Genomic DNA, 13412 nt, shown 5'->3' with positions numbered 1-13412 from the left:
CCCCCGCAACCCCTCCAAAACTACTTTCGCTTTGGTCTTGCCGTCAAAGACCCGCTTCCGCATCGCTGAATCCTCCTTGTGAATTCAGCCACAATCTACTCCATTCATCCTACCCTGTCACTAATGGGGAGCAGTATAGTTTAATTCCGCTTGTGTTCGCTCTTTCGGTAGTCGGGTGTGCGACTACGGGTAAATATCAGAAAGTTCTCGATACGTGGATGGGGCACGACATTAATAACCTCATCAGAGCTTGGGGGCCACCGAGTGATGAATATGCTATGCCGAACGGCGACAAGATGTACACGTGGCTTTGGGTCGGGGGAACGTTGGTGGTCGCCAACTATCATAGTTGGCTCGATATGGTGACGGCCCGGTCGGTAACTTACTGGTGTAAGACTACATTTACGACAGACCCCAATGGGACTGTCGTAAACTGGCGGTGGGAGGGTAATAACTGCAAAAGCAGATAAGTGGAGCCGCTGAAAATGGCATGCTGACCAAAGAAAGGAGAACAAATGCGTAAAATTAAGTTGGAAGTCGGGTTCAATACAAAGATTTTGCTTTGGCTGGTTATCATTGGGCTGTTCTTCAACGGAGTATCAAATCTTCTTCGACCTTCTAATAGTTCCGCACAACTAGGTTCAACGAGGGTTTATGTGACCGGTGGAAGCTTGGACGGAATTGATGGAACGGTAACTGTTGATGGTTCGGTCGATGTTAACGGCACTGTGGATGTAAGCGGAACAGTTAATACGTGCGAAATGTGCCAATAACTTCATCGCAAGGAAGATGGTGAAAACCTGGCATCCACGAATAAGACGACTCCCTCACTGGATGGGGAAGACGGATTGGACAAAAAAAGCCACCGTAATTCTTTCTGGCGCAAGTCTCCTCGCTTTTATTGGGTCAGCCACAACAAACTATTTTTTGATTCGCAATCAGCAAAAGTGGCGAGAGACGATAGATACAACAAACCAACAATTACTTCGTAAACAGCAGGAGTGGCAAGAAAAAACGAGGCGAGGTGAAATTGCTCCCGATATTCAGTTAACCCAAGAAACCGTATTCGATTCGACTTTTGATGAAGCGACTGTTGTTTTTGAGAACATTGGCAAGAATGTAGCCAAAAACATCTTCGTTTGGATACGCTATAATAATAAAATCATGAAAATAACTCGTCAAGATTTTATGCCGGTTAATGGAGGACCAGAACAAAACTATATCCATCCAGGGCAAAAACTAAAATTTTCCTTTGGCCCCGCCGAACTTTTAGGGAAAGAATACGATAGAAAATCAGTTCAGGAAAAGTTTAAAATAGCTTCAGATTTTTGGACTTTTTATTTTTCCTATTTTGACATTGATGGAAACGAATACTTATTATCAATTAGAGAACCTCCTACAGCAATCCGAGGTGGTTTGCTTGTCAATGTGACAAAAGAAGGTCAATATTTAGATTCCATTCTTTTGTTGTTGCCGAATCCACGCTGGGCTAAAGTCCTCACGCCAGACCCAAAATTAAGAAATGAGTATGGGTTTGTCAGGAAAGACCTTCGTTTAACCTTTGATTCTCTCACTAAAGCTCTTTCCAAATCCAAGTAAGCTGCTTAAAGTTGGTCAATAGCTGATACTTGGCCGCTTGCCTTTCAAGTGCCAAAAACCTATCATTAAAATTGAATGAAGAATGAAGATTTAAAAGTTTTGGTGGTGGGGTCGGGCGGAAGGGAACATGCCTTGGCGTGGAAACTTTCCAAAAGCAAACGGATTTCGCATTTATATGCCGCGCCGGGAAACCCAGGGATGAAACCAATCGCCAAGCTGATTCCCCTCTCCCCCAAGGATATCCCAATGCTGGCGGAGTTTGCCCGGCACGAGCAGATTGATTTGACCGTGGTGGGGCCGGAACAGCCGCTGGTGGATGGGATGGTGGATGAATTCGAGGCCCGGGGCCTTTCCATCATCGGGCCTTCCAAACGGGCGGCGCAACTGGAAGGGAGCAAGGCATTCGCCAAGGAGTTTATGCGCCGGAACAACATCCCCACGGCATCGTTTCAGGTCTTCACCGACACCTCCGAGGCCCTGGATTTTGTGCGGGAGGCGAATTATCCGCTCGTGATCAAGGCGGACGGGCTGGCGGCGGGCAAAGGGGTGGTGGTGGTGAATTCCACGGCGGAAGCGGAGGAAAAGGTCAACCAATTTCTATACGAAGGGAAATTAGGCGAGGCGGGAAAGCGAATCGTGGTGGAGGATTTTTTGCCCGGAGATGAGGTGAGCATAATTGCGCTTTCCGATGGGAAAAACGTGAAGGCGCTCTTACCCGCGATCGACCACAAGCGGCTTTTGGATGGCGACCGGGGGCCGAATACCGGCGGAATGGGGGCCTGCGCGCCGGCCTTTTCCGTCATCCAGGAGCGGCAGATGGCCGTAATCGAGGAAGAAATTTTGGAGCGGACGATTTGGGGAATGTGGCGGGAGGGGATTCCATATAAAGGGTTTTTGTACGCCGGGCTGATGCTGACCGAGCGCGGGCCGAAGGTTCTGGAATTCAACTGCCGGCTGGGGGACCCGGAGGCGCAGGCGATTTTGCCTCTTCTCAAAACCGATTTGATGCATATATTTGAGGCCCTATTGGATGGAGAACTGGACGTGATAAACCCGGGCTGGGAGGAAAAGCACTGCACCTGTGTGGTTCTGGCCTCGGAGGGCTACCCCGAAAATCCGCAAACCGGCAAAGAGATTTCCGGCCTTGACCGGCTGGAGGACGTGCTCCCCTTCTTTTCCGGCATTGCCGAAAAGGATGGGCATTACTATACAGCGGGAGGCCGCGTGGTTGGGCTGACGGCCGTGGATGCGGACTTCGACAAGGCGCTGAACAAGGCATACGCCGCGGCGGAAAAGGTGAATTTTGAAGGAAAACAATACCGGCATGATATCGGGTATCGACTAATGACGAAAACAAAGGTGAGATCGTGAAGAATGACGTTTTGATACTGACCGGAAGCGAAAACGATTTGGAAGTGATGAACCACACCGTCGAGGAATTAAAAAAATTTGGCATTGGCAGCAAAATTGTGGTTTCTTCCGCCCACCGGGACCCGGAACGGACGGGACAGATTTTGCGGAACGCGGAAAAAGAGGGTTACTCGGTGGTGATTGCCGCCGCCGGGATGGCGGCGCACTTGGCCGGGAAGGCGGCGGCGGAAACCGTTCTGCCGGTCATCGGGGTGCCGCTCAACTCCTCCACACTGGGCGGGCTGGATGCTTTGCTTTCCACCGTGCAGATGCCTTCCGGCGTGCCGGTCGCCACGGTTTCCATCGGCAAAAGCGGGGCCGTGAACGCCGCCTGGCTGGCGGTGCAGATACTTTCGACCCGGGACAAAAAGCTGCGTCAACTATTGAAGCAACAGAGGAGTAAAAAAAGAGAGGAATTGCGGAAATCCGCAAGGAGGAAAAATGCGTAAATTTGCACTTTTGACAACCCTTCTTTTGTTCAGCTTTTTACCGGCGGCTGCCCAGCCATCGGACGAGGCCAAAAAACAGTTCAACGCCGGCGTGGAAGCGGACAAGGCGGGGAAGCTGGAGGCGGCGATAGCCGCCTATGAGGCGGCTTTGAAAGCCACTCCCAACTATCCGGACGCCCACAAAAACCTGGCGGCGGCCTATCAGAAAAAGAAGGAATACGCCAAGGCGCTGCCCCATCTGGAGGCGGTAACGGACCAGAAAAACCCGGACAACCTGTATGACCTGGGGTCGTTGGCCATGCAGGCCAAGGATTACGTCAAAGCCGTGGCGACTTTTGAAAAGGCCAATGCCGCCAGGCCGAACGACCCGAAATTGATGATGGCCTTGGCGGATGCCTACAAAAAAGACCGGCAGACCGCCAAGGCGGTTGAAACCTATAAAAAGGTGATTGCCGCCGAGCCGAAAAACGCCACGGCGCGGTTCAATTTGGGAAAGATTTACTTCGACGATGAGGAGTATGTGCCGGCGCAGGGAGTCTTCAAGCAGATGCAGACCGACTTTCCAAACGACCACCGCGGGTATTATATGTACGCCCTTTCCGTCCATGCCGAAGACCCGGAAAACGTGGAGGGGTATCAGCCGCTGTATGAGCAGTTCATTGCCAAGTTCAAGGGGAACGCCAAGGCGGCCGGCAACGTGAAGGCGGCCGAAAAGGTTATCGACGAAATCAAAAACCCGAAGAAAAAGTAGATGGGGCGTTTGGGAGGCCTCCTGAATTGAGTTTGAAATTTCTTATTTGCCGGCCTTGTTCGGCCGACGGAGGGTGTTTTGCGGATGGTTTAATCGAACCATCCGTTTTTATTTGCATACTTGATGGTTTGGGAAGCGAGTTAAAGTAATACTTTATGGCGAAGTATTTGGCCGTATTCGAAGATGCGAGCTTTGGCGACTTTTTCCCCCTCACCCTTTCCCGTCCGGTTTGGGGCCTGCGGTTTGGAATCGGGACTTTAGCCGAGCGGATTATCCGGGCCTTTCCGGAACACAAACCCCTATTCTTCTGCCGCCCGGAAGTGGCTTTTGTTGGTGAAGGAATGGGGGTGGTCAACCCGGACTGGCCGAAGGATTGCGAGGAAGTCGTTTTGGTAAACGGGCGGACGCTCTGGCCGGAAAAGCTCAAGTCCTTCCTCCCCTCCGGTGCGGGAACAGTCAAGGATGAGGATGCGCTCGTGGCGGCGCGAATAGCGAAGGATTGGGAAAAACTCAAACTCTCCCCTGACGACCTTGAGACCAAAAATGCACTCTCCGGCCTGCCGGAGAAAAAAAGCGCCGATATGCTGGCTGTTTTTTTATGGGATTTGGTGCTGCATAACGGGAAGGGCATTGCGGAGGACTTCGCGGCTTTGGCCAGAGGAAAAAACAACAAAAAGATGTTCAAGGAGGTGGAAGCGGACAATCAGGCGGTCATAAAAAACCTTGAGCAGGTCTATCTTTCCCCCGGCTGCAAACTTGACACCTTTACGGTTCTGGATGCCTCCGACGGGCCGATTTGGCTGGACAAAGGGGTCACCGTCCAGGCCTTTTCCCGGATTGAAGGCCCTGCTTATATCGGAGAACAAAGCCAGCTTGTCCGCTCCAATTTGCGGGGGGGGTGTTCCTTGGGCCCCGGCTGCCGGATTGGCGGGGAGCTGGAATCAAGTATCGTTCAGGGGTGGACGAACAAGTATCATTCCGGCTTTATCGGCCACGCTTATTTGGGGGAATGGATTAACTTGGGGGCAATGACCACCAACAGCGATTTGAAAAACGACTACGGCCCGGTCAAGGTCAGCCGGGACGGCAAGGAATTTTCCACCGGGCAAATGAAGGTCGGTTCCTTCATCGGCGACCATACCAAAACCGGCATCGGAACTTTGCTCAACACCGGCATTCAAATCGGGTTTTCGGCCAACCTGTATGGCGGGACGCTCTTCGAGCAGAAACTTATCCCCTCTTTTTCCTGGGGAAAGCCGGGGCGGATGGTGCCTTATAAGGTGGATAAGGCGATTGAGGTGGCGAAAGCGGCCAAAGGCCGCCGCGGGAAAAAGCTGGATGAAAGGGAGGAAAAACTTTTTAAACAAATTTATGAGCAGACGAAAAAACAACGGGAAGTTTTTCTCAAAACCGTTTAAGCCGATACCATAATATGCCCGAACTGCGTAAAGACCCTATCTCCGGCCGGTGGGTGATCATTTCCACCGAGCGCGGCAAGCGTCCTTCCGACTTTCCTCCCATACCGAAACGGGCCGGAGACCCGAAGAAATGCCCCTTCTGCCCCGGCAACGAGGGCCAGACGCCGCCCGAAATCGTGGCCTTCCGCCCGGACGGCAGCCGCCCCAACGCTTCCGGCTGGAAGCTGCGGGTGGTGCCGAACAAGTTTCCGGCCTTGAAAATCGAGGGGAATCTGAACCGCGAGGGAAAGGGGATATTTGACCGGATGAACGGCATCGGCGCCCATGAGGTAATCATCGAAACGCCCGATCATACGAAGGAACTGGCCGATCTGGACATTCGACAGGTGCAGGATGTCCTCTGGGCCTACCGGGAGCGGATTTTGGACTTGAAGAAAGACCCCCGCTTCCGCTATATGATGGTTTTCAAAAATCAGGGGGACGCCGCCGGGGCATCCTTGGAGCATTCCCACAGCCAGCTCATCGCCACGCCGGTGGTCCCCAAGCAGGTTTTGGACGAGCTGGAAGGGTCCCAGAAGTACTACGAGTACAAAGAACGTTGCGTTTTCTGCGACATTTTGCGGCAGGAACTGGAGGAGCGGGTGCGGGTGGTGGGGGAAAACGCCGATTTTGCGGCGGTCGAGCCGTTCGCCCCCCGCTTTCCGTTCGAGACTTGGATTCTGCCAAAAGTGCACAACGATTTGTTTGAAAACCACGACAAGGAGAGCTTTCCGGCGATGGCCCAGATTCTGCGGGACGTTTTGCGGCGGCTGGCGAAATCCCTTTCCGAGCCTCCCTACAACTATATGGTGCACACCGGGCCGGTCGGCAATCACCACGAGGCGCTCTACCACTGGCACATTGAAATCATCCCCAAGTTGACCAAGGTGGCGGGGTTCGAGTGGGGAACCGGGTTTTACATCAACCCCACCTCGCCGGAGGATGCCGCCCGGTTTCTGAACGAGACCCCTTCGGATTGAACTACGGAGATTATTGAACGGTTTTTGACCCCACCTTTCGGCCTTGCCTTTGGCAAGGCCTCGTTTTCTCCCCTCAAGGGGAGGGAAAAAAGAGGAGGATGCCGCGCGGTTTTTAAATGAGACGCCGTCGGATTGAATCGATAGAAAGTTCCGGTAATACATTTACGGAGGCGGACAACCATCACCTCTTGCGCTAAAAACCCTGAATAATATCAGCGTTATGTCGGCAGGTGAAAAATCTTCGGTGCAGTTTAAATCGGATGAACAAGAGTTGCAGTCGGCTCCGTTAAACACACAAGTAAGTTCCAGAACAACATCTGCTGGTGAAAGTTGGCCGTCCGAATTTACATCTCCCCTGTCGCACACCCGCACCGCATCCCACGCTTTTTTGAGTTCGGATACCCAAGATGGATTGAGGTCGTTGGCGGCACTTATTGTGCCTATTCTGGCCTGTAAAAAATCAGTGTTAGGATTCCAATAGGGTCTTTCATTCGCTCGAAGCATAACTCTCATCGCGTTGTTGATGCCGATGCCGTTTACCGTAACCCCATTAAGCGTATCCGTACCAAAATTGGCAAATAGATAGAACATTTTATTCGGAACGCCCCTATTCCTGTGGATTCCACACCAGTCGTTAGGTTCGGATGGATTAGGGCAATCTATAGGATTTACTTTCACCCAATTTGTACCTCTATAGGTATTAGGTTGAGCATTGGGCCAAGAATTTAAAGGATTGTAAAGGTCTGATAGAGGATTACCAGCGGGTGTGACGTGTTCTCCACGTTGCCAATCCGGGTCACTGGTAGCGAAACCGACTGATACTCCCAACATATCCGAGAACGACTCATTTAACGCCCCTGGTTCTCGTTCATAAGCCAATCGAGATGAGAAATCCGTCACCCCATGTCCCCATTCGTGCGCCACGATATCAATTGCGCCCGCATACGATTTATATCCTCCGACAGGTGGTTTGTAGCGTACCTCTTTTGTCGAAGGCACATAGTCCGCTCCCGCGCCGCCCGGTATAGGAAACTCGACAGTAGAAATCATAAGTCGTTCACCAAGGCTGTCAAACCCGTTACGCCCCAAGGGTCGGAGTAGGTAGTCATACGTCCAACCAGCGTACACGTGTGCATCTATCCCGGAAGCCTGACCATCAGCATTCCAAACATTATCTGCGTCACTCATAAGCTCGGCGTGCCCAAGAGAACTATTCCATCGATAAGTCGGAATCAAAGCAAAGTCCTTCATGCTACCATCATGATTATGTGGATCGTTGTTCAATTGCCGAGTAGAATCTCTTAAGACAAATATGGTTCCGTTGCATTGAGCGTCAATGTGAGTTTTTGGTCCTTGTGGATCGTTTATTCCTAAGACTCCTACCCCAGTGCCGATGTAATCACCCGGGTTACAGCCAACGCTCACCACGAGTTCACACCAATTATCCCCTTCATTAGACTCTGCGATTGTGTTATAAACGTCATGTACTATTCGCAACGTATCGACTCCCGTTGCAGTGAAAACGTATGGAAAATCCAGAACGCTATCAACGTTAAGATATGCAAGCGGAGGGTCTACCCGCCAGCTTTGCACAGAATCTCCATTGATGTACAGCGTGGAAACAAAAGCTATGCTAGTCGGCGCCTCTCCGAAATTAGCTACTCCCCAGTCAATAAATGCAGTATCTCCCACAACAGGCTGGGACTGGGTATGGGTGCCGCGAACGCTTGATACTATAATTGGACCAGACCATCCCGTCCATTGGCCGCAGCGCAATTGTTTATCCCCGAGAGGGGCATCCTTTACAAGCTGAATGTTGTCCAAGAAAGCCCCTGTGTCCTGTACGCTTTCATCACTTTTGAAACCGAAAGCTATCCATAAGCCGGATTTTCCGGTAAGACTATCCATGAAGGGAACGTTATTTAAATCGACAATCTCTGACCGCCAACCGATAGAATTTCCAGTGAAAGCAAAGCCGCCAAAATCCTGCCCGTTGTCGGAAGCGAGCCATACTAAAGAATCCCAATTCTCCTCGGAACGGCACCAAAAATCGAATGTAAGATAAGCGTTATCGGCATCGCTCAAGCTGAAGGGACCGTAAAACATCCGAGAGTCCATATTGGGAGGGTAAAGATTGAATTGCGGGTCAAGCCCATCGGCTCCGCCGTTAGCACACCAAGCGCTCCAATCGCCTAATGCGGCTTTATAATTGTCGTCGTCCCAAAAATATTCCAAATTGTCCGCCGGATAAGCATCCAGCACATACCAGTTGGAACCCTCAGCGGGAAAGTCCCCTTCAAAATCCTCGGACATTATTGTTTGAAAGACAGCCGGAACGGTACTGTGAGGAGCCTCCTTGACCCTGGGGTCTTTTTCAAGATTTTGCTTTTTACCCTGTTCGCGATTCTGCCCTTTTCGATTTTGCCATTTTATTAAGGAATCTATCGGCTTACTCAAACGAAAGCGCACGGGCACAATTTTACCCCGTTGCAACGTATCACTTGCAGGTTCTTTTTGCTTTTTGAGTTGAAAAGATTGAGGTTTTTCTGGACCCGCTACAAAGGGTGTCTTTGAAGTATCACTCGGTTTGGGAAATTCTTTCGGCGGTCGGGTTATATCTGGCGGCAGAACCGACTCCTTTTTTTCTTCCGGAGGGTCTTGCGGGAGCGACTGCTGAGTCGAATCTTTCGGATGTTGTCTTGGAGCTGACAAAGTATCCTTTTGAAACCCACGCGATGGCAACTCGATTGGTTCCTGCATAGAAAGACTTGCTTTTTTCAAGATAGCACCTGAATGGGCATCTATAAAGTAGTTCCAAGCCCCAAGGCCGACTCCATAGTCTACATTTATTCCCACAACCCAAACCAAATGATATTTACCAGAAAACCTTGAGATAGAAAGAGAGACAGAAATCGGTTGGCAAGGGTTCCCTATAGCATCTAAATATTTTTTTGCCCATACGAGATAATCGGCAGGGAGGTTAATATCTCGTTTGGCTATCTCAATGGCCGCTGCGGAATCAATGGAAGGCGTAGCAGAAAGGGTGATATCAGGATAAAACTCTCCGTTGACATACTTCAAGCGGCCCGAAGGAGTAAAATGGGCATACATCACACCATTCCAGACATCCACGCCTTTATAAACCTGCTTAAACCCAACCGTCCCACCGTATTGATCTTTTGACTCCCCTTTTACCTTAAGTTCGGATTGGGGCTGTGCCATCCCGAATACTTCCTTGTTCTTTTCAAAAAACTCGTAGGCCATTCCTACGGGGTCGGATTTGGTAAGTCCAGTCGAAAGGTCACCATCAAGTACGGCCGGAATGCCCGTCGCTTTGTTGATGTGAACCGCTACATTCGGGTAAATGGCCCGAAACGTAGCTATCTTTTCGGCTCTCACCGCCCGCAGGGTATCCTGCCTCTTTTTCTCCGAATCGACAGGACCGTTTGCAGCAAGGAGCGGCAACACCATCCAGAAAAAGCAACTAAAACCTGCCAAAACCAGTATTTGTTTTCTCATATCAAACTCCTTTCAGTCTACTTTAAACCCCTTTCCCATTCCTGCTTTTGCTTAGTCACAAACGGGCGGAATTTGCGGTTGAGGGGCGTCTGAAAACAGAAAATATAAAAGGGCGACAATATCGGCGGGCGTGGAAATGGGGCCGCAGTCGCCTTCCCCGAGGAAAACGCAATTGAGCGCCGTAACAATGTCAACGGTAGTAAACTCTCCATCCCCATTCGCATCCAGACAGGGCGGCGGGGGAGGGGGCGGTGCTTCGACTGTGATAATCCCTTTCACGAAGTTTACCGGCACGTCGTAAAAACTCTCATTGACCATACTGACAAACTGAACGCGATTACCGCCGAATGATTTCAACGAATCGAGCGCAAGTGTCCCGATAGCTGACCGAATGGTGTCAAACTTTATTTCCAACAAAGCTTTTCGGACGGTATTCGGGGGCTCGAAAGTCGCCGGGTCGTTCGGGTCAACAAAACTGGAGATGACAAATGTATCCGGCGAAACATCGTTATAACCCGTTCCCTTAAAATACTTGTAGAACGGCAAAGTGGAAGTGAGCTTGGTAACGACGCTATCATAGGTTCGAGGCCGAGCCAATATCATATAGGCTCCCCCCGTAAGAGATTTTTCAATCAATCCCAGATTTACATTGGTCAACGTATCTTTGTTGGTAATCAAAACCTTGATTCGAGCCGCTGGCTTGCCCGCACCAGGGTTGACCGTTTTGGATTCGATGATAACTGAATCGCGAGGGTCGGGGGTCTGGGCGGATGCCAAGTTAATCCAGAACAGGCAGGAAAGCAAAGCCCCGATTGGGAGAGCAGGAGTCAACTTTTTCATACGTGCTCCTTTCTTAGTTGTGAGCAAGTTAACCAACCTAAGTATGACCTGTCAAGAATCATACGGCCAACGGCTTCGCTTTGGATTTTCAACTTGCCTTTCACGTATAGAAAACCTATCATCAAAAGGGAATAAAAAAAGTGGCGTTTGGACGAAAATCTTTTATCTTACCGATACGAAATTAAATTTTCGGACCAAACGTTAAAAGGAGACAAATTGGACAAAGTCAGGGTTTTATTTGCTACCAGCGAAGCCGTTCCCTACGCCAAAACCGGCGGGCTGGCGGACGTTTCGGGGACGCTCCCGCGGTTTTTGCAGGAGGCCGGGGCGGAGGTGAAAACCGTGCTCCCCTTCTACCGGCAGGTGAAGGAGACCAAAAAGAAATTCAAACCGGTGGAGGGGGGGCGGTTAATCAACTACACCCTCGGGCCGAACCACATTGAATTTTCGCTTTTGACGGACGACAAAACGCCGGAGACGATTTTTGTCAAAAACGACAAGCTCTTCGACCGGCCGGAACTGTACCGCGACCCGGCCACCGGCAAGGACTGGCATGACAACGACGACCGGTATATCACGTATGCCGTTGCCGCCCTTTTGGCCTGCAGAGAGGCGGGATTCAAGCCGGACATCATCCACGCCAACGACTGGCAGGCGGCCTTGACCCTCGCTTTTGCCCGGACGGTCTTCAAGGACGACCCGTTTTTTGCGGACGTGCATACCGTTTTTACCATCCACAACGTCGCCTATCAGGGGCACTTTCCGAAGGAAACCTTTTTTAAGCTGGGTATCAACCCGCACCTGTTTTATCCCACTTCTCCTTTCGAGTTCTGGGGAAAGGTGAACTTTATGAAAATCGGGATTTCCTACGCCGATGTCATCAACACCGTTTCCGAGCGCTATGCCGTGGAGATTCAATCCGACCCGGAATTCGGCCACGGGCTGGAGGGGGTTCTGCGGGAACGAAACGCCGATTTGTTTGGGATCGTAAACGGCATCGATTATGACGACTGGAATCCCGAAAAGGACAAACTGATACCGGTGCGCTACGGCCCGAAGACCCTGGCCAAGAAAAAGAAAAACAAGGAAGCGCTGCTCAAAAAATGCAGGCTGGCCGGAGCCGCCGACCCCCTTTTGGGGATGATTACCCGGCTGGTGGACCAGAAAGGGCTGGACCTGTTTGCCGAAATCGCCGATGATTTGCTGGCGGAAAAAGTCAAAATGGTGGTATTGGGCACCGGGGACGCCCGCTACCATGAACTTTTCCAGGAATTGGAGAAGAGATATCCGAAGAAAATCAAGGCGTTTTTGACCTTCGACAATAAATTGGCGCATTTGATTGAAGCGGGGGCGGATATCTTCTTGATGCCTTCCCGCTATGAGCCGTGCGGTTTGAACCAACTGTACAGCTTGAAATACGGCACCGTGCCGGTCGTGCGGGAAACCGGGGGATTGGCGGATACCGTGGAACCGGCGGATGAAAAAGGGGAGACCGGAACCGGGTTCGTATTCACGCACTACGACTCCGGCGAGTTTTTCAACGCCATCAAGAAAGCCCTCGCCCTCTTTGGCAACAAGGCGGCCTGGAAAAAACTGCAACTGCGGGGAATGGAAAAGGATTTTTCCTGGCATTCATCGGCCGTGAAATATCTCGATTTGTATAAACGGGCGCTGGCCAAAGAGCCGGTGGAAGCGGCCTAAGGAGCACCCATGCCGGATGACGGATTTGTCTATTTGACCCGCGAAGGGAAGGAAAAGCTGGACGCCGAGCTGAAGGAGTTGAAGACCGTCAAGCGGCCGGAGCTGGTCCGCGCCATCGCCCACGCCCGGAGTCTCGGCGATTTATCTGAAAACGCCGAATATCACGCCGCCAAGGAGGCGCAGGTGCACTTGGAGCGGCGGATTGCAGAACTGGAATACCAGCTTTCCCGGGCGCGCATCCTGGACGGCAACAACCTCCCCCATGGAGAGGCCCGGCTGCTTTCAAAAGTCCGGCTGCTCGACTTGAAAACCAAGGAAGAAGAGGAGCATACCCTCGTCACCGCGGAGGAGGCGGATTTCGACAACGGCAAGCTTTCCATAAAATCCCCCATCGGCGCGGCCTTGCTCGGGAAAAAAGAGGGGGAGGTTGTCGAGATCAAAGTGCCCGCCGGCGTTCTGCGCTATAAGATTCTTTCCGTCACCCGTTAAATGTCCAAAAAGATCTGGCTTGGACTTATCCCCACAGCCGGGCTTCTGCTCTACCAGTTTCTGCACTTTGACGTTCTGCAGGATGATGCCTTCATCTCTTTCCGTTATATTCGTAATTTTCTGGACGGCCACGGGCTGGTCTTCAACGTCGGGGAGCGGGTGGAAGGGTACACCAATTTTTTCTGGATTATGCTTTTGGCCTTTCTGGCCAAGCTGG

12 protein-coding genes are annotated in these 13412 nt (G+C 51.4%); 10 read left to right on the top strand and 2 right to left on the bottom strand.

Translation table 11 applies throughout. From position 1 onward, the window contains the following. Nucleotides 1–515 precede the first annotated feature (515 nt). The 7 genes from VNL73_04550 (at nucleotide 516) to galT (ending at nucleotide 6646) form a co-directional block, all read left to right on the top strand. Nucleotides 516–773 carry a hypothetical protein gene (locus VNL73_04550; protein ID HXF48682.1) on the top strand — a complete coding sequence of 86 codons (258 nt, stop codon included), beginning with the start codon at nucleotides 516–518 and terminating at the stop codon, nucleotides 771–773. Nucleotides 774–789: 16 nt separating this feature from the next. Next, the gene (locus tag VNL73_04545) at nucleotides 790–1599 is read left to right on the top strand and encodes a hypothetical protein (protein HXF48681.1); all 810 of its coding nucleotides are present in this window, start codon (nucleotides 790–792) and stop codon (nucleotides 1597–1599) included. A 75-nt stretch (nucleotides 1600–1674) separates the two neighbouring features. Then, entirely contained in the window at nucleotides 1675–2970 is a 1296-nt protein-coding gene (gene purD / locus VNL73_04540) for a phosphoribosylamine--glycine ligase (protein HXF48680.1), read from the top strand. Then, on the top strand, nucleotides 2967–3458 hold the full coding sequence (gene purE, locus VNL73_04535) for a 5-(carboxyamino)imidazole ribonucleotide mutase (GenBank protein ID HXF48679.1): 492 nt from the start codon (nucleotides 2967–2969) through the stop codon (nucleotides 3456–3458). The genes purD and purE overlap by 4 nt, the downstream gene beginning before the upstream one ends. Beyond that, the gene (locus VNL73_04530) at nucleotides 3451–4209 is read left to right on the top strand and encodes a tetratricopeptide repeat protein (protein HXF48678.1); all 759 of its coding nucleotides are present in this window, start codon (nucleotides 3451–3453) and stop codon (nucleotides 4207–4209) included. Before purE ends, VNL73_04530 begins: the two co-directional genes overlap by 8 nt. A 155-nt stretch (nucleotides 4210–4364) precedes the next feature. Then, nucleotides 4365–5627 (top strand): putative sugar nucleotidyl transferase, encoded by a 1263-nt coding sequence (locus VNL73_04525; GenBank protein ID HXF48677.1) that lies wholly within the window; start codon nucleotides 4365–4367, stop codon nucleotides 5625–5627. Between the two features lie 14 nt (nucleotides 5628–5641). Beyond that, the gene (gene galT / locus VNL73_04520) at nucleotides 5642–6646 is read left to right on the top strand and encodes a galactose-1-phosphate uridylyltransferase (GenBank protein ID HXF48676.1); all 1005 of its coding nucleotides are present in this window, start codon (nucleotides 5642–5644) and stop codon (nucleotides 6644–6646) included. Between the two features lie 162 nt (nucleotides 6647–6808). On the opposite strand, the gene VNL73_04515 is transcribed toward galT, so the two are convergent. Further along, nucleotides 6809–10165, bottom strand: a complete 3357-nt coding sequence (locus VNL73_04515; protein HXF48675.1) for a M4 family metallopeptidase — start codon at nucleotides 10163–10165, stop codon at nucleotides 6809–6811. Nucleotides 10166–10216: 51 nt separating this feature from the next. After that, nucleotides 10217–11005 (bottom strand): hypothetical protein, encoded by a 789-nt coding sequence (locus VNL73_04510; GenBank protein HXF48674.1) that lies wholly within the window; start codon nucleotides 11003–11005, stop codon nucleotides 10217–10219. 216 nt (nucleotides 11006–11221) lie between these two features. Here VNL73_04510 and glgA point away from each other — a divergent pair, with 216 nt between their 5' ends. The 3 genes from glgA to VNL73_04495 form a co-directional block, all read left to right on the top strand. Next, nucleotides 11222–12706 carry a glycogen synthase GlgA gene (gene glgA / locus VNL73_04505; protein ID HXF48673.1) on the top strand — a complete coding sequence of 495 codons (1485 nt, stop codon included), beginning with the start codon at nucleotides 11222–11224 and terminating at the stop codon, nucleotides 12704–12706. 9 nt (nucleotides 12707–12715) lie between these two features. Then, entirely contained in the window at nucleotides 12716–13195 is a 480-nt protein-coding gene (gene greA, locus VNL73_04500; protein ID HXF48672.1) for a transcription elongation factor GreA, read from the top strand. Then, nucleotides 13196–13412: hypothetical protein (locus VNL73_04495; protein ID HXF48671.1), on the top strand; the 217-nt coding region annotated here is incomplete at its 3' end.

Source organism: Verrucomicrobiia bacterium, from assembly GCA_035574275.1.
Classification (GTDB): Bacteria; Zixibacteria; MSB-5A5; order DSPP01; family DSPP01; genus DSPP01.
This window is presented reverse-complemented; position numbering and strand designations above follow the sequence as displayed.

Excerpts from the sequence above, each read along its gene's own strand:
- purD (HXF48680.1), top strand. The coding sequence starts at position 1,675 with ATGAAGAATGAAGATTTAAAAGTTTTGGTGGTGGGGTCGGGCGGAAGG.
- VNL73_04510 (HXF48674.1), bottom strand. The coding sequence starts at position 11,005 with ATGAAAAAGTTGACTCCTGCTCTCCCAATCGGGGCTTTGCTTTCCTGC.
- VNL73_04525 (HXF48677.1), top strand. The coding sequence starts at position 4,365 with ATGGCGAAGTATTTGGCCGTATTCGAAGATGCGAGCTTTGGCGACTTT.
- VNL73_04530 (HXF48678.1), top strand. The coding sequence starts at position 3,451 with ATGCGTAAATTTGCACTTTTGACAACCCTTCTTTTGTTCAGCTTTTTA.
- VNL73_04515 (HXF48675.1), bottom strand. The coding sequence starts at position 10,165 with ATGAGAAAACAAATACTGGTTTTGGCAGGTTTTAGTTGCTTTTTCTGG.
- VNL73_04550 (HXF48682.1), top strand. The coding sequence starts at position 516 with ATGCGTAAAATTAAGTTGGAAGTCGGGTTCAATACAAAGATTTTGCTT.
- VNL73_04545 (HXF48681.1), top strand. The coding sequence starts at position 790 with ATGGTGAAAACCTGGCATCCACGAATAAGACGACTCCCTCACTGGATG.
- galT (HXF48676.1), top strand. The coding sequence starts at position 5,642 with ATGCCCGAACTGCGTAAAGACCCTATCTCCGGCCGGTGGGTGATCATT.
- greA (HXF48672.1), top strand. The coding sequence starts at position 12,716 with ATGCCGGATGACGGATTTGTCTATTTGACCCGCGAAGGGAAGGAAAAG.